Source organism: Coleofasciculus sp. G2-EDA-02, assembly GCF_040226375.1.
Taxonomy (GTDB): Bacteria; Cyanobacteriota; Cyanobacteriia; order Cyanobacteriales; family Coleofasciculaceae; genus Coleofasciculus.
In genome coordinates this window covers 1-16011 of the sequence record NZ_JAVKEW010000200.1, presented here as the reverse complement: position 1 = coordinate 16011, position 16011 = coordinate 1, and the positions used below count along the sequence as shown (strand labels likewise).

15 protein-coding genes and 1 pseudogene are annotated in these 16011 nt (G+C 43.8%); 11 read left to right on the top strand and 5 right to left on the bottom strand.

The features are described 5' to 3' along the window. Positions 1-41: 41 nt before the first annotated feature. The 3 genes and pseudogenes from RLO19_RS23655 to RLO19_RS23645 all read left to right on the top strand — a co-directional run. A pseudogene (locus tag RLO19_RS23655) lies at positions 42-881 on the top strand (RNA-guided endonuclease InsQ/TnpB family protein); the annotation flags it as partial. A 31-nt stretch (positions 882-912) separates the two neighbouring features. Continuing rightward, a complete protein-coding gene (locus RLO19_RS23650; protein ID WP_446359852.1) occupies positions 913-1536 on the top strand; it encodes a DUF3038 domain-containing protein in 624 nt (207 codons plus the stop codon). 67 nt (positions 1537-1603) lie between these two features. Next, positions 1604-3046, top strand: coding sequence for a DUF4335 domain-containing protein (locus RLO19_RS23645; protein ID WP_446359851.1), 1443 nt, complete (start codon positions 1604-1606; stop codon positions 3044-3046). Positions 3047-3183: 137 nt separating this feature from the next. Here RLO19_RS23645 and RLO19_RS23640 read toward each other — a convergent pair whose 3' ends face one another. Beyond that, entirely contained in the window at positions 3184-4026 is an 843-nt protein-coding gene (locus tag RLO19_RS23640; protein ID WP_446359850.1) for a DUF5919 domain-containing protein, read from the bottom strand. A 119-nt stretch (positions 4027-4145) separates the two neighbouring features. Here RLO19_RS23640 and RLO19_RS23635 point away from each other — a divergent pair, with 119 nt between their 5' ends. Together RLO19_RS23635 and RLO19_RS23630 are read left to right on the top strand one after the other, a co-directional pair. Further along, positions 4146-5042: a 5'-methylthioadenosine/S-adenosylhomocysteine nucleosidase family protein gene (locus tag RLO19_RS23635; protein ID WP_446359849.1), complete on the top strand. Its 897-nt coding sequence runs from the start codon at positions 4146-4148 to the stop codon at positions 5040-5042. A gap of 49 nt (positions 5043-5091) precedes the next feature. Beyond that, complete coding sequence (locus tag RLO19_RS23630; RefSeq protein WP_446359848.1) at positions 5092-8259, top strand: HEAT repeat domain-containing protein; 3168 nt, start codon at positions 5092-5094, stop codon at positions 8257-8259. Positions 8260-8325: 66 nt separating this feature from the next. On the opposite strand, the gene RLO19_RS23625 is transcribed toward RLO19_RS23630, so the two are convergent. The 4 genes from RLO19_RS23625 to RLO19_RS23610 all read right to left on the bottom strand — a co-directional run bounded on the left by RLO19_RS23625 (position 8326) and on the right by RLO19_RS23610 (position 13630). Continuing rightward, entirely contained in the window at positions 8326-8844 is a 519-nt protein-coding gene (locus RLO19_RS23625; protein WP_446359847.1) for a ribbon-helix-helix domain-containing protein, read from the bottom strand. Between the two features lie 303 nt (positions 8845-9147). Beyond that, on the bottom strand, positions 9148-9825 hold the full coding sequence (locus tag RLO19_RS23620; RefSeq protein WP_446359903.1) for an alpha/beta fold hydrolase: 678 nt from the start codon (positions 9823-9825) through the stop codon (positions 9148-9150). A gap of 92 nt (positions 9826-9917) precedes the next feature. Beyond that, complete coding sequence (locus tag RLO19_RS23615; RefSeq protein WP_446359846.1) at positions 9918-13193, bottom strand: efflux RND transporter permease subunit; 3276 nt, start codon at positions 13191-13193, stop codon at positions 9918-9920. Positions 13194-13369: 176 nt separating this feature from the next. Beyond that, the gene (locus RLO19_RS23610; protein WP_446359845.1) at positions 13370-13630 is read right to left on the bottom strand and encodes a DUF2281 domain-containing protein; all 261 of its coding nucleotides are present in this window, start codon (positions 13628-13630) and stop codon (positions 13370-13372) included. A gap of 203 nt (positions 13631-13833) precedes the next feature. On the opposite strand from RLO19_RS23610, the gene RLO19_RS23605 reads away from it, so the two are divergent. From RLO19_RS23605 to RLO19_RS23580, 6 genes are all read left to right on the top strand, one after another. Beyond that, complete coding sequence (locus tag RLO19_RS23605) at positions 13834-14412, top strand: Uma2 family endonuclease (RefSeq protein ID WP_446359844.1); 579 nt, start codon at positions 13834-13836, stop codon at positions 14410-14412. 90 nt (positions 14413-14502) lie between these two features. Then, positions 14503-14637, top strand: coding sequence for a hypothetical protein (locus tag RLO19_RS23600; protein ID WP_446359843.1), 135 nt, complete (start codon positions 14503-14505; stop codon positions 14635-14637). Positions 14638-14706: 69 nt separating this feature from the next. Further along, positions 14707-15036, top strand: coding sequence for a DUF433 domain-containing protein (locus tag RLO19_RS23595; RefSeq protein ID WP_446359842.1), 330 nt, complete (start codon positions 14707-14709; stop codon positions 15034-15036). Positions 15037-15039: 3 nt separating this feature from the next. Beyond that, positions 15040-15183 carry a hypothetical protein gene (locus RLO19_RS23590; protein ID WP_446359841.1) on the top strand — a complete coding sequence of 48 codons (144 nt, stop codon included), beginning with the start codon at positions 15040-15042 and terminating at the stop codon, positions 15181-15183. Continuing rightward, entirely contained in the window at positions 15177-15299 is a 123-nt protein-coding gene (locus RLO19_RS23585) for a hypothetical protein (RefSeq protein ID WP_446359840.1), read from the top strand. Before RLO19_RS23590 ends, RLO19_RS23585 begins: the two co-directional genes overlap by 7 nt. 275 nt (positions 15300-15574) lie before the next feature. Beyond that, entirely contained in the window at positions 15575-15697 is a 123-nt protein-coding gene (locus RLO19_RS23580; protein WP_446359908.1) for a hypothetical protein, read from the top strand. Positions 15698-16011 lie beyond the last annotated feature (314 nt).

Sequence of the window (16011 nt, the reverse complement as noted above, 5' to 3'; positions counted from 1 at the left end):
AAGGAGGTTATATTAAGTGCTGCGTAAAGTCGTCAAAGTCCAGCCCAGATCCATCAGGTAAGTATTATGCATCTATTCTGACTGAAATTGAGGTATAAAATCCAAAAACATCGACTGAAGACAGAATAATTGGTGTTGATTTAGGATTAAAGCACTTTTCCATCACTAGCGATGGGATTAAAGTTTAAAAGTACGGAAATCCTAAACATTTAGCCAAAGATGAGAAAAACCTAAAGTGTAAACAGCAGAAATTAGCGAACAAACAGAAGGTGAGTAATTCACGGAACAGATATAAAAAAGTCGTAGCTAGGGTATATAAACAAGTTAGTAACTCACGACAGGATTTTCTACATCAGCTTTCTCGTAAGCTCATCAACGAAAACCAAGTTGTTGTCCTAGAGGATCTGCATGTCAAGGGCATGGTTTGTAAGCACAAGCTAGCCAAGGCAATATCTGATGTGGGTTGGGGAATATTGGTTAACTGCCTATCTTACAAGCTTGAGAAAAAGGGCGGTAAGTTAGTTGAGATTGATAGATGGTTTCCTCGCTCTAAACGTTGCTCTAACTGCTACGACCAGGTTGATGAGATGCCACTGGAGATGAGGGAGTGGACTTGTCCGAGCTGTGGGACTCATCATGATGGAGATAGTAACGCCTCGACCTATATTAGAGCAGAAGGTATCAGAATATTACAGGCGGATGGAACAGCCGTCTCTGCTAGTGGAGGGGAAGTAAGACCCAAGAGGGGACGTAAGTCTCTCATGAGGTATTCCCCGCTGAATCTAGAAGCCCACACTACACCTGCTGTCCTGAGAAGAGCGAAGGATCACAAAGGATCAGGTCAGTGCTGGGTAGTTCACTTGGAAATTCTTTCTGTATAGAAGACGAGTTCACCTACAATCGCTACTTAGAATGATTCTTTCTGTAAGCGTAATGCCGACAAACACTTCTGCTGCTCCATCCCATCCCGTAATTTTAGATAATTTACCCGATCCCGGTATCTCAGATCGGGGATGCCCGTCACGAAGTCGGCAGCAGATTGACCTGATTTTACTTGCCATTGAAGCGTTGGAACTGGGAGGTTCTGAAGCGATGCTGCTAGTCGCCAAACAGCTAGAACTTCAGGACATTATCAATAATCGTGTGGTTCTTTGGCGTCTACGCTGCACCAATCCCTTGCGACGCTCTCACACGCGCCGTCCGCTGAATCTAGAAGAAGCTAAAGCTTTAGTGATTATAGCCAGTTATCTGGCTCGCCGCATGACGGTTGTGATTCGACAACTGCTTCTGGCTTACGAACAACTGAGTCAAAAGCAGGTTCCCATCGAACAACATTTTCGCTTGTCCTCCTATCTAGAGCGGTTCCGGGCACATTTCCGTAGCCGGATGAACCCACGACGGGCAAAAGTTTCTGTCTACAATACCGATGAAAAGTTAAATGAGTTAGCATTGTCGCTGTTAGCTCAGTTGCTGTTTTGTACAGGAACCTCTGGTATGCAGCGATTTTGGATTAGTTTGTTTGATGGAGAAGTTTGATGAATGATCCCAACCAGAGGTTGAGAGCGTCCGTAGCTATAATTGTGGGTTCCATAGGGAAAAAACGATGACAATTCGACGCCAGTACAGTTTGCCCAACTGTACGCTGATTCTAGAGGGATTAAGTGATACAACCGCAGGGGGGGGAGACCAGCTTGATCCTCGCCCGCTGATGACGATTCTGGTTAATGCAGAATGCCGTTTTATGGGTCAGCCGCAGCCCATTAGCGGCGGACGAGATTTTTTTGAGAGCTTGGTTGAGTCTGTCAATCGGTATGCTCAAGAATTTTTGAGTCACGTCCCTCACCCTCAACTTGATGGCGCTAAACCACCTTTGGTGCATTTACAACAACTTCCGGATAAAAACTTGCACCATTTAAGGGTGGGGCAAACCGCAGAAGTTCTTTCGGGTGTTACTTCTGATTCCCATAGCGCATCAGGGACTTCTGCGGGAGGGATAGATGGCAAAAATCCTGTACAGCTTGATTTGACAACGGTACAGCTATTTGATTTGGTTGAGGCGATCGATCAGTTCCTCGCGGATCAGCACACGTTGCCTGATCTGGCTGTACCCTTACAACCGATTTCCCGACGGTATCGCAAAGCTGACCAATCCGTCGCCCAGCGAAGCGCACCGGCTGCGATTGGTGTGACGAGTTTAGCTGTAGCGGCGTTGGCTTTATTCTTTGTACCTGTCCCAGAAGTGCGTCCTCCCAAGCCAGCCTCTGAGTCTAATGCTACGGAAACAACGTCTCCAACCCCAGATAGCCCAGGTCAAGTCACCCCAACCCCCACCTCAAGTCCCCCTTCGGCGGCTGAACTGGAGGACGAATTAACCTCAACGCGAGAGATTACGAATCCAACGGAGTTGAGTTATTTGAAGCGTTATCTGCACAGAGAACTCACTCAAGAGTGGGATAACCGGGAAGGGTTAAGTCAGAATTTAGAGTATCAGGTTACGGTTGGCGGAGACGGAGATATTCTAGGGTATAAGCCCATTGATGATACGCCTATTGATAGTGCGGACAAAACTCCTTTACCGGAGTTGAGCTATATTCCCACAGAAGGCGGTACAGCAAGCCGAGAAACCTTTGCTCTGTTCCGGGTGGTGTTTACCCCAGGCGGTGTGTTGCAAGTCAGTCCTTGGCAAGGCTATCAGGAAGAACCTGGTTTAGGACCCGAAATCACGGAGCGGAGGTTACTGAGACAATTAAATAACCAACTCTACAGCACGTTAGACGAACGTTGGGAAGGAACACCGCTATCACGAAGACCTTTAAATTACCGAGTGGCTGTCACTGAAGATGGCACGATCGCGGACTACGAACCGACCAATCAACCAGCTTGGGATTATGTAGAAGAAACACCGTTGGCAGAATTAGCTGACCCAGAAGCGGCTGGTATTGGCAGTAAGGAAACCGGATTTGTTCCCGACAAACCCCTAGCTCAGTTTCAGGTGGTGTTTAAACCGAATGGTGTGCTGGAAGTTAGTCCTTTACGGGGATTCTGATGAGTAGGGTGGGCAATGCCCACCAGCCTTAAGTGCGATCGCGGGAGTGTTGCCAAATTGTCATTAGTTACAGAATCAAGCTGGGCGGTTTAAACCGCAGCTACACAGACCAAACCCGCCTTCGCGGGTTATAACAATTATAAATTTCTACTATCTCCCAAAATTTTTATCAAAAAATAGCAGTATTTTTCAAAAAGTATGGGGTTGGATGACTTGTATACTTCAAAAACAGGTGTATCTGCTCTTTTGGTTCCGTGCAGATAATGAGATATAAATGCACATCCACCTTCCTCTTCTGGATCAACCATAATTACATTGCCATAGGGAAAGTGGGAATAAAGATAAAGTTCAAAACTACCGGGCAAACTCGCTGCCCTAAACTCATCTCTCAGGCGGCTTAAAGTGATGAGAGACTGACGTATTTTGTCTACTAAGTTTGGCTCTCCTCTATCATTAGCATAGTTTTTAGCTATTTCACTGTCAGGATCGAGAATTAACATTTTAAAATTTACGCCTCTTTGGAGTAATTCCATTACCGGCTGTTTGAACTCTGAGACGGGTCTCTGCTCAAAATAACTAGAGAAACTACTTAAAGCGACGCCGATTTGAACCACCTCTCGTTTCGCTTCTTGGAGAAACGCCACCTTTTGTTGCAAAGGTAGTCTCCCAATTTCATAAACTCTAGGTGAGCTAGTTTGAGTTGTGGTCAGCTTTTTTTCTAGAGTATTTTCCAAATCACTGAGGAAGATTTGACGGTCTACTGCTCTGATCGAGCTTTCGTAAATAAAGGGAATGGCTATAGCAGCCGCTAAGAACGTCCCTAAATCTCCGGTGATTTTCCAGAAAGCATCAGTTTTGTCTATGGCAAGTATACGCAACCCTAAACCGATGATAAAGAGAATAATCGCGATCGCACCCTGGTATCGCTTCAGGATACGTTCTAGGGATGCTTTAAACTCATCTTGGGAGGTTCTAATCATGATTTTTCTGCCTCTGCTTAATATTTCGTTAAACAAACCAGTTCCCGTTTGGGATAACTTGGGGATAACATGGGATTCATAGACAATTTCATTAGTACCCTCTCCACAGTTAGATTGTCATGATGCCTTGCGCTGTTATTCTCACGGCTATTCCTGTCGAATATAAAGCAGTTCGCGCTCACTTGAGCGATCTCCAGGAAGAGACGCACCCGGAAGGAACCATCTACGAACGAGGAAACTTCTCATCCAATGGTGGCTCATGGCAAGTTGGAATTGTGGAAATGGGTGCAGGCATTGCTGAGGCGGCTGTAGAAACTAAACGAGCCATCGATTATTTCCAGCCGAACGTTATCCTATTCGTTGGGGTAGCAGGTGGACTCAAGGATGTCAAACTTGGTGATGTGGTAGCCGCAACGAAAGTTTATGGGTACGAGTCGGGAAAAGTTGTCGAAACTTTCCAGCCAAGACCTAATGTTAGCCAAGTTAGCTATCCTTTGGAACAGCGAGCTAAGGCTGAGGCTAGAAAGGAAGAATGGTTAGAGAGGATTCAAGGTTCTAGTTCGGACTTGGAACCGGAAGCTTGGGTTGGAGCTATAGCCGCAGGTGACAAAGTAGTGGCTTCAACCCATTCTGAAGTTTACCAGCAGCTACGTCAAAATTATGGTGATGCGCTAGCAGTAGAGATGGAGAGCCACGGTGTTCTTAAAGCTCTCCGCGCCAACCCGGAAATCAATGCGTTAATTATTCGTGGTATCTCAGATCTGATTGAGGATAAGAGCAATGCCGATGATGCTGGATTTCAAAAAATTGCTGCACGACACGCTAGTGCTTTTGCCTTCCAAATCTTAGCGAAGCTCGATATTAATAAGCTGACAGAGGAAAGGCAACCATCTGAGTCGGAAAGGAAAATTTGCTCAGCTAGTGAGAAGGTTCAGAAAGGAGCATCTTTCAGAGATGTGAAAGTTACTGACAGTCATGGTAGCACCTTCAGCATAGGAAACACTACTCAAAATTGAGAAAGAAAAGTCAAGCTCTCTCCCAAATTAAATTAAGGAAGCTAAAATCATGAGTGATAAATCTACCTTTTTATATGAACAGAGAGGAGCTTCTTTCGGAAATGTTGAAGTCATTGACAGTCATAGCAGCACTTTTAATATAGGGAATACTACTCAAAATACTTATTTACAAAAGCCCGACTTTTTCGAGCCAAGCCTAGAACAATTTGAGTCTCCTAATTTTGTTAGCCCTAGTCAGGGTATCATTCAAAAATTTTTCGGAGCTATTCAAGAAAAACGACTGGTGGTATTCGGTGGGGGAAATGATATCGACAAGCCTAGTTTAGCGAGGTACTTTGCATGGCATATTAGCAACAGTGGATATGAAAAAATACCTATCTTAGAGTGGCAGCGCAGTTCTGCTCCACAAAGTATTGATGTGAAACTCCAAAAAGCTGAAGAAACCACAATTTTTATTTTAAACCAGGTTTCACCTCAAAATATTGGCTATGATTTATCCAGAATTCATAAGATGGCTGTTTTGAGACAGCATTATGTCATAATAACCACAGATACACCTATTGAAAGTTGGAAGCTATCTCCAGAGGCAACTGAATTCTGGCAAACCTTGTCAGGTGCAGAACTCTATGATCAAAACAATTTAGTTAAGGCTCTTGTTCAGGCGCTGAATAATACGGCTGGATCTTTAAAGCAGGTATTGCTGAATGAAAATATTGAACCTGAAGATCAACGTATTGGAAATTTGACAGTCCACACAGTTGCTCAACAGTTACAGACTCCAGACAAAATCGCTCGTTTTGTACAACTTCTGGCTAAAGAGTTTGATGAAAACCAGAAATTGCCCCAGGAAACAAAAGTTATTGAATTGATCAAAGAAGTTAAAAATAACGAAAGTGCATTAAATAATTGGTTCTATCAAATCTTGGATTCTCGCGAACAATTGCTAGCTTTGGGATTAAACTTTTTTACAGGTTTGCTTGATGATCAGTTCTTTGCCGCGCTAGAAGAAATTGTAGAAAACATTTGGCAGAAGCGTGATCCATCCTTACGCGCTCTTGATTACTGCGATTTAGATAATCTCCGCAATTTTTTCAATTTAAATCCGATAAACACAGAGACTGATCGAGCAAAAGTTGAAGGTTGCTTTCCCCAACAACGCCGAATGTTGTTTAAATTAGCCTGGTCTAGTCATCGCAGGCAAATTCTTGCTGCACTAGCTACAATAGAAACTCTAGTTCAGAATTCGGTAGCTAATAGGTCTTTTGAACAGGAATTATATGGAACCTCAGCAAGATGTGAGCAAATTCGCCTTGTCTTAGGTGAAGCTCTAAGCGATATTGGTTGGATTTCTCCTACTGCTATACAAGACACCTTACGCCATTTAGCTGCAGATGAAGAACTAGAAGTTCAAGCAGTAGCTGCCTACGCAATGGCACGCTGGCGTGACCCAAACTATAACCGTGAACAGGAACTATTTGAAACGCTTCACAATTGGCAAAATGATCAACGTTTAATTAGCCAATTAAAAAGTATCCTGACTAATCAGGATGAGAAAACAACGAAGGAGCCACAAGACTATATTCGAGCTACTATTGCTCTAACAGTTAGTTACGCGGCTCTATACGACCCCCCTAATCAACTTCACCCAAAACTGTATGACTTACTCAAAAAGCTATCAGAAGATCCAAATAATTTAGTCCGCGATCGCTTTGGTTCCCATACTTTACCTAGAGTGGCATCGTTACATCTTGTCCAATTGCGCGATATGCTTCATGACCTTACACTGAAACTAGACTTAATTCCAGCAATTAGCAGGAGTTTAGCATTCACTTACCAACTAAATCCTGAAGAAGTTCTGAGAACGCTAGAGTTGTGGATCAGCGAATGCTCAACAAGTAGATCCATAAATTTTACTGGTATAAAAATTACACGATATAATTGTTTGCTAGGAACTGTAGCATTAACTTATGGGCAAATTCGGTATGACGAAGGAATTAGTACATTTACCCCTGACCAAGCGTTTCACCGCTTAGAAAATATCATTCAACGCGAGCAATATTCTTTTGTCCGTCAAGTTGTTTTAATTGCCATTAAATTACTAACTATCCGATACTTTGAGCAAATCGAAGAGCTGTTACAGGATTTAGTTGCTGAGGTTAAATCCAATGAGCTTAAAGAAATCGTCTATATACTAGCTGAAACTTATCTAAAACAGCGTGAAAACCTTTCAAATGGGGATGATGAGATTGAAATCAACGGTCATCGCTACTCGATTTGGATGGATCTCAATCAGCGTCCTCGAACTGCTGTAGAAGAGGCAATGTTTCGTTGGCTAAAGGATAATTCAAAACCTGTGGCTCAACAAGTTGCAGAAGACGCGGAAATTGAATTTTATCAGGTGATAGATCAAGAAGAAGAGAAAAAAATTAAGGAGATACAAGACCGACAATCAAAGCAAGAATTGGAATCAAGAGAGAGTTTAATTGATGCTGTTATTGTTAGTCAACCTAAATCTGGTTTGTATCTCAACAAGTTAGTGCCATGGTTGGCAACAAAGAATGCAGAACGCTATCGCCCAGCTATCAGCAACCTATTGCCTAAAGCGTTTTGGCATTACCAATTACGTCGGGATATGATGACTTTTGTTCTTCGGAAGTGGAGTCATGTTTCAGATAATGAAGTAAAAACTATTTCAAGTCTTTTGAAATCTGCTTTACGGTGGGCAGAAATCCTTCCTTGGTTACTTGCCGTAGGGGGTGGAAGCTTACTGATCTTGATAATAGTTGTAGCAACGACTATAAAGTCAAATCTGTCTGAGCCTGATATAGTGCAAGCTCCAACTTCTCCAGAGCAACCAAATAACTCAAGAAAACCATCAGAAAATTTACCAGTGAATCCAGGTCAAATAGAAAATCCATTTTATAAGGAATTTTTTCCAAAAGATGTATGTGGTGATCCTTTGCCAAAAGATCCAAATGTATATCCTGTAAATTTTTATCCTGTTTACATTGATTACAGCGAGAATAATTTGACTAAGGTCACTTCAAGTTTTTGTCAAGATGCTCGGGAAAAGACCAGGGAAGAAACAGGTAATCTATCTATACAAGTTGCTTCTTTCGCTACCATTGATCGTGCTGAATCTTTTAAAGATTTCATGATAGATAATTTTGGTAGTGGTGAAATTGGAGAACCGACTAAAATAGAGTCCCCAAAGTAATTATGGGACAAGGCGTTTTCGGTTAGTTAGTTTTTTGAAGCTAACTTGTAATCTTTGTCAGTTAAATCACAAAAGTTCCCAAAGCCGCTGCTCATATTCTCCTTGTTCCCCTCGTGTCAGTGGTTCCCCTTGCCACTTTCCTGCTGTCCTCTCAAAAAAACTAGGAGACCAGCCCAACTCTTCGGGTGTTTTAGGAGTTGCTTTCGCATTAGTTTGGTTAAGTATGTGGGATTGAATGGCGGCTTCTATAATGTGCGTTAACTCGGCTTGCAGTGAGCGCTGGTGTTTTTGAGCTAGCCCCTTCAGTTTCTCAATGACTAGGGCATCTAAATCTTCACTCGTAACTTGCTCCCGCAGTCTAGCAATCACAACCGCCCTATCCGTCTCTTCGTCAAGCGCAAGCTGTTTAAAACTAACTTCTACTTTGCGAGTAATTTCTTCTAACCACACTTCATACTGTTGATCTCGCTTCTCTAATAATTGTAAAGCTTCAACAATTACTTCATAAGCCGTTTGATATTGACCGCTTTTAAGCTTTTCTTTAATCAATTGTTCTGCTTCTGGCGTTAGGATTATATTCATCACCTCAAGATCTCCATTTGACTTCCCATGATAGATGGGGACACTTTATCTGCGATTACCGCCTTGATTAGACAATAACTCATCTTGGCGGTTTATGTTCCACCACAATGTAAATTTATTATTATATGTACAATACAGTAGAAAACTACCGACAATTGGCAGAGGTTCCAACGGAACGCCTCTACGTCTAACGGCTATTACTACACTATCGTCATACTCGCTTCCCTTGAGAAGCAAGCTACGTCATTGGTAAGGAGAAAAGGGGTTATTTACAGAAGTTAATATAGTTTATTTCCACTAACCTAATTAGCTATTTACTGCGGCTTCTCTGATCACCTCCGAAACTTCTTTTGCGTGAGAAATTATGGCAAAATGGCTTGATTCTAAAGCAACTGTTGTTGCCTGCATTCGTTTAGACAAATCACGCTGCAAATCAGGTGGAACAGCCTGATCATTATTCGCAATAATATACCAGCTTGGTTTATTTTTCCATGCTGGCGCATCTGCCTTTTCTTCCGGTAGCGATGCAGATGGAGCCGTTTGAGTCCCATAGATTAATGATGTTTGTTCTGCCGAAAGGTCACCCGCAAGAATTGTTTGTACGCCTTCTTGGGAAATCCAAATAAAGCCCTCTTGCTCTTGAAAATGCGGCGACGGAGATCCATATTTACTCATCAAATCTATCATTGATTCGCCAGCATCAGGAGCAAGGGCGGCAATATAGACCAAACCAGACACTCGTTCATCATTGCCAACTTCGGTAATAACCATACCACCCCAGGAATGACCAACCAGAATACATTGACCTTCGATACGAGCCAAAGCACGCTTCGTTGCAGCAACATCATCAGCCAGGGAAGTGAGGGGGTTTTGAACCGCAATAACGTTATAGCCTTCTGCCAACAACGTCGAAATTATCTCACGATAACTAGATCCATCTGCCCAAAAACCGTGAACCAATACAACATTCTTAATTGTACTCATCATTGTTTTCCTTTAGCTTTAAGTCATCCTAGAATCAACTCCCGACAATTGGAGATGTTCCAGCGGAACGTCTCTACTTCTAACGGCTATTACTACACTGATGCTCTAGTCTTACCTATGTTCTCTGTTACCTCTACCTTCTTCTCGGTTCTTCCCTTCATTCTTTTTTTCCTATTATTATCCCCAAAACTATCATGAAGCAGTGTATAGAAACAGGGAATAATAAATAGCGTCAATCCCGTTGCTAGGGACAATCCCGAAAATACTACCACACCTAACGGTTGTAAAAACTCTGACCCTTGCCCAATCCCCAGCGCCAGGGGAAACAAGCCTAAAACGGTGGTAATTGTGGTCATTAAAATGGGTCGTAAACGTTGAGGCGCGGCTTGCAAAATCGCGGTTTTGCGGTCAACCTTTTCTCGCTCATAAATTTGATTGGCAAACTCTACCATAACGATCGCGTTATTCACCACAATCCCTACCAGGAGTACCGCCCCCACTAGAACCGTTGCACCCATGGCGGTTTGGGTGATATAGAGTCCCAAAATTCCCCCGGCTAAGGCGAGGGGTACAGTCAGCATAATCACCAAGGGGTCAATCAGGGAATTATACTGCACCGCCATCACCACAAACACCATAAACGCGGCTAATCCTCCCAGCATTTTCAGAGAATTTTGGAGTTGCTGATTGGTTTCACTGGCGGAACTAGGTAAGATAGAAACCCCATCTGGTAAATCTAATTCGGCTAACACCGCATCAGTTTCCGCTATCGCCTCACTCAAGGTTGCACCTTCATTTAATGTCCCTGCTATTAAGAACACTTGGCGCTGATTTATCCGCTGAATTTCACCCGGCGCTTGTCCTTGATCAATAGCCGCTACATCACCTAGATAAATTTGGCGATTATTATTGGTAAATAGGGGTAACTCTTTGATCTGAGACACGCGCTGAATTCCCGCTTGATCAAGCTGTACCCGCACATCGACCAAGCGATCGCCCCGTTGTAACTGAGTCGATACCGAACCTGCGATCGCGGTTTGAATTGTATCGCCAATTTCCTGTGCAGTTAAACCCAATTGGGCGACTCGTTCCCAATCAGGACGAATCTGTATTTCAGGTTGGCGATCATCTGCATCGGGGCGAAACGCTGCTAAGGTAACGCGCTCATCTAACGCCTTTAACACTTGACGCCCTGCTGCTTCTAATTGCTGGGTATTTGTCCCTTGCAATCCAATATCTAAATCCGCCCCGCGAACCGGCGAATTACTTAAAATAATCCCCCGCACTTCACCGGGACTCAGGCGCAGACGAGTTTGGACTAAATTTAACGTCTGCAATTCCTGATTTACTCGTTCAATAAATGTCTCGACATTACTATCAGATTTCAGCGCAATTGTACTCGTCCCGCGTAACAGGTTTTCTGATGTATTTCCCCCAAACAAAAACCCGCCAGATGTGGTAAATGCATAGTCGGTTTCTGGCTGCGCCAAGAGAATATCATCCACCGCCATCATCACTTGTCGATTCTGATTCAGGGTAGTTCCTGGTGGAAATTGGGCAAACATTCGGGCTTGTCCGGTATCAATTCGGGGCAGAATTTCTTGGGGAATTTGACTAGCTAAGGCTAAACTTCCCCCACCTAGAATTAAAACAGCTAGGGCGATTACCAGAAGGCGATACCGCAGCACCCGCGCCAGGAACCCTTGATAACCCAGGGTTGCAGCTTCAAACCGACGATTAAAGGCTTGCAATAGCCAAAATCGGTTTAAGCCACTTGACCAAGAGATTGCCAAGAGGCGAGACGAAAGCATTGGTACAACTGTCAGCGCGACAACCAAAGAGGCGGCGACAGCAAAACTAATGGTTAAAATTAATTCACTAAACAGGAGGGAGAAAAACCCACCAATGAGCAAAAAGGGTAGGACAGCGACTAAATTAGTACTGGTGGAAGCAATCAGCGCTGATTCTACCTCTTGGGAACACCGTTCGGCTTGGGAAATGATGGATTGAGACGGGGCGGGTTTTGTTCCGTTATGGGTTTTGTCTACCATGGTATCGGTCAAACCCGCCCCTACACCTGGATTATCAGACACCCCAGCCGCGATCGTTTCTAGCATAACGATCGCGTTATCCACGACAATCCCCACTCCTAACGCCAATCCCCCTAAACTAAACACGTTCAGGGATAAGCCAAATAACTGCATTAAAATCACAGCGGCTAGGGTGGCTAGGGGAATCGCAATTACAATAATTAAGGTTTGCCGCAATGAACCCAAAAACAACAGCACCGCAAACGCCGCTAACGTGGCTCCCACTAACCCCGAACTCGCCACATTGGCAATAGAATTCTGGATGAAAATTGACTCATCCAAGGTAGCTAATAATTCAATATCCTCTTTAATTAAACCAGATTCCCGTAGCTGTTCAATGCGTTTTTTTACCCCATTCACAACTTCGATCGTATTCGCGTCCGGTTGCTTCTGAATACTAAGTTTAACCGCTGGTTCTCCATTCAGAAAGACAAATACCCGTTGGTCTTCCGTTCCATCAATAACCTCAGCAAAATCGCGCAGATAGACACGACGAGAATGATTTGTTGCGTCTGTATCTTCTATTTCAAAGGACAAATTCCGCAGTTCTTCCGCATCTTGGAAACGTCCCATCGTTCGCGTCAAGGGTTCTGACTCTTCCCCCCGTATCCGTCCCCCCGCCACATCTTGATTGCGCTCATCTAGGGCATCTAGGACATTGGTTAATCCTAATCCTAATCGCTGTAAACGATTCGGATCAATCAAAACTCTAACCTCTTCCGTTACCCCGCCAGACACATCCACGGAGGCGACTCCGGGAACAACACTCAGTTCACGGCTGAGTTCTTCATCCGCAAATACGCGCAAATCTACGTCCTTTAGGGATGGAGATTTCAGCGCCAATTCATAAACAGGTAATTGAGAGGGGTCAAATTTAAATAAACGCGGTTCCTCAATAATATCGGGTAAATTAGACTGAGCGCGGTTATATGCTGCTGTTGCATCATTCAGTGCTTGGTCAATATCACCCCCTGGTCGAAAAAACAAGTCTAAACTAATTCGTCCCTCGCGAGTTTGGGAGAAGACTTGGACAACGCCCTCAGTCGCGCTTAATCCTTCTTCTAAGGGTTTAGTAATTTCCTCAACCGCCACCTCTGGTGAGATACCTGGCGCCCCTAAACGGACACCAATACGGGGATAGGTAATCGAGGGTAATAAATCGACCTGAATCTGGAGAATGAAAAATATTCCTAGTACAATAACGGCTAGGGTTAAGACGAGGGTACCGATATGGCGGCGAATCGCGATCGCACTAATACTGAGTTTGTCATTTGTCATTTGTCAAAACACTGATTTCACGGATTTATTTGAGAGATTGGGGTGGGGAGGTGAGAGGGGAATGACACTGATTTCACGGATTTATTTGAGAGGTTGGGGGTGGAAAGGTGAGAGGGTGTTGACCGGGATTTTACTCAAAGGATGGTTTTCTTTCATTTATTATTAATCGTATCTGGTTAAGTTATGACTCCCTGTTTTCGATACTTAGTCAGAAAAAGTTGTTGATAGTTACTGGCTGGTTGATGAGGAGAAACCTCTAGCTGAACGACCGACTCAAACCATTGTAGCCATGCTTTCTTCACATCACTGTTAGGCTTATCTGTAGCTGTGCTGTGTTGTTGCTTATACCTCAAAAAGTCGATAAAGTCGCTGATTTGGTGTAAGAGTGGCTCCGGTAATTGTTGCAATTTGGCAATGGTGGTTTCGCGAATCGTCATCAGAATTCCCTCTCCAAAATTTCCCCGTGCTAGTCTTTGACCATTATAGGAGTAGCAACCGTTATTCTGGAGGCGTCAAGCAGCAGCCGTCGGTCAGAATTGGAGGACTTATGGCAGGATTTCAAGGAAATGGGCGAGAGGTTGCCTAGGGTCATCCTATGCCCCTACTGCTACAATCAAAGCAATCTTGAACAATCTGGGTTATGATAGCCACTCCCCAACAACCGCCGAAAATGAGCTTTGAGGACTATCTGGAATGGGAATCTCAGCAAGAGATTCGCTATGAATATGTCAAGGGTGAAGTCTTTGCCATGACAGGCGGTACGATTCCTCATAACGATATTGCTCTGAATCTCTACAGAGCCTTGTATCCTCATCTGCGTTCCAGAGGTTGTCGGGTGAATGTCTCAGATGTGAAGGTGCAAGTGAGTCCTAAGAGCATTTACTACTATCCTGATGTTATCGTCAGTTGCGACCCTCAAGACCTTAACGCTCGCAAGTTTATTCAAAAGCCAAAACTCATTGTAGAAGTTCTCTCTCCTGGTACAAGTGCTAAGGATAGAGGGGAAAAATTCACTTACTACCTAACAATTCCCAGTTTGCAAGAGTATATCTTGATTGACTCGGAAACAATCTCTGTCGAACGTTATTCTCGCGGAGAGGGAAGAATGTGGCTTTACTATCCTTATCAGGCGGGAGATACTATCACTCTACCCAGCATTGAATTTGAATTTCCGATTGAATTGCTCTATGAAGGTATCGTCTTTGAAATAGACGAATAAACGCACACCTGATGGATTATGCTAGCTGTAATAACTAAATATTACCCTAAGCCAGAATAGAACAGTCTTCTTGCCGTATGAGTAGTAACTGTGACAGTTCAGCTATCTCAGCCAGACTTCCTACAACTCACCCGCATTGTTCAGAATTTACCTGACTTTGCCAATGTGCGCGATCGCAGACGCTTAGTTGCAGGGGCGTTAGAAAGTTTACCCCAAGTTGCGTGATGGCTGGGATTACTGGAAGCAGAGCGCGATCGCTACAATAAAGATAATTTTTAATCATCCCTGTACTCTATGACTCGTCAGGAACTGGAACATCAGCTTCTTCGCCTATCCCCTGCTGACAAAGCAGACATCATTCAGAGTCTGACCAAAACCCTGAGAACGGGCGGAAAAGGAATCAGTAAAACTCCTGGTATTTGTGGTGGAGAAGCCTGTATTGCCGGAACCCGAATTGCTGTTTGGTTATTAGTTGAAGCCCAACAGATTGGCATCAGTGAAGCCCAACTTCTACAAGACTATCCTCACATCAGTGCGGCTGATCTGGTCAATGCTTGGGCGTATGCAGATGCTCATCCCGAAGAAATTGCTACAGCGATTCGCGCCAATAATGAGGTTGTCTAGCCAATGGGTGCGGGTACAGGTTTTATGATTGCACCGGATTTATTGATGACGAACAATCACGTCATCGCCAATCGGGAGCAAGCTGAACAGACGGAATATACCTTTAATTATTCCCAATATGGTGCAGGAATTGGTAAGCTTTGGTGAAATTGAACCAAGATGAGGTATTGCAGCAGCTTGAGGGGAAATTGCCGTTCCCAGAAGTGTTGCTGAAGAAATGGGAGGATCATCGACGGTATTTAAGCCAAGAGGTTGAATGCTGACAATTCAACGTTAAACAATAAAGGCTGAAGCTTGGAATACGGAACTTTCCCTTCTGAACACAAACTTTTCCCTTCTGAACACAAACTTTTCCCTTCCGAACAGAAAACTTCCCTTTCTGAACACGAACTTTCCCCTTCTGAACACAAATTTTCCCCTTCTGAACACGAACTTTCCCTTTCTGAACATGAAACTTGAACCATGAACCCCAATCAATTACCACTGCTGGATATTTTTAACAGCCTGCGGCAGCGACATAGTTTGCCGTTGGGGGTGGATGAAGCAATGCTGGCGTTATTTGCGTCGCCCAGTGCGAGAAGGAATCCCCACAGAATTAGATGTAGAAGCAACGGTGGCAAAAGTGGGGCGTGAGGGTATTTTACAGGATAAGCAATGGTGAAAGCCCTCGCGATTTATCCGAGGGATGAAACCGAGCGAGGCGTTTAGCCTAGCAACTTTAGTTGCTTTTATTGCTAATTATAGGTATAATAATAACATGAGAAAACAGAGTTTGTAGGTAATAACTCTGTACATATAAAAACCTTCTGAAAAATACAAAAATGGTGTAATTGATCTTGCTAGGATTTCAAACGAGCCAAAATTCGTACAATGCCGATTTTCTCAGTCGGAATAGCACTTTTTGTAAAAACTAAATAGTTAATAAGTACCGTAGGGCATCCGGTAACTTCCTGATTAACTCAGGTAAAAGCTTGG

Excerpts from the sequence above, each read along its gene's own strand:
- RLO19_RS23590 (WP_446359841.1), top strand. The coding sequence starts at position 15,040 with ATGGGTGCGGGTACAGGTTTTATGATTGCACCGGATTTATTGATGACG.
- RLO19_RS23640 (WP_446359850.1), bottom strand. The coding sequence starts at position 4,026 with ATGATTAGAACCTCCCAAGATGAGTTTAAAGCATCCCTAGAACGTATC.
- RLO19_RS23620 (WP_446359903.1), bottom strand. The coding sequence starts at position 9,825 with ATGAGTACAATTAAGAATGTTGTATTGGTTCACGGTTTTTGGGCAGAT.
- RLO19_RS23615 (WP_446359846.1), bottom strand. The coding sequence starts at position 13,193 with ATGACAAATGACAAACTCAGTATTAGTGCGATCGCGATTCGCCGCCAT.
- RLO19_RS23580 (WP_446359908.1), top strand. The coding sequence starts at position 15,575 with ATGAAGCAATGCTGGCGTTATTTGCGTCGCCCAGTGCGAGAAGGAATC.
- RLO19_RS23650 (WP_446359852.1), top strand. The coding sequence starts at position 913 with ATGATTCTTTCTGTAAGCGTAATGCCGACAAACACTTCTGCTGCTCCA.
- RLO19_RS23630 (WP_446359848.1), top strand. The coding sequence starts at position 5,092 with ATGAGTGATAAATCTACCTTTTTATATGAACAGAGAGGAGCTTCTTTC.
- RLO19_RS23610 (WP_446359845.1), bottom strand. The coding sequence starts at position 13,630 with ATGACGATTCGCGAAACCACCATTGCCAAATTGCAACAATTACCGGAG.
- RLO19_RS23595 (WP_446359842.1), top strand. The coding sequence starts at position 14,707 with ATGACTCGTCAGGAACTGGAACATCAGCTTCTTCGCCTATCCCCTGCT.
- RLO19_RS23635 (WP_446359849.1), top strand. The coding sequence starts at position 4,146 with ATGATGCCTTGCGCTGTTATTCTCACGGCTATTCCTGTCGAATATAAA.
- RLO19_RS23645 (WP_446359851.1), top strand. The coding sequence starts at position 1,604 with ATGACAATTCGACGCCAGTACAGTTTGCCCAACTGTACGCTGATTCTA.
- RLO19_RS23605 (WP_446359844.1), top strand. The coding sequence starts at position 13,834 with ATGATAGCCACTCCCCAACAACCGCCGAAAATGAGCTTTGAGGACTAT.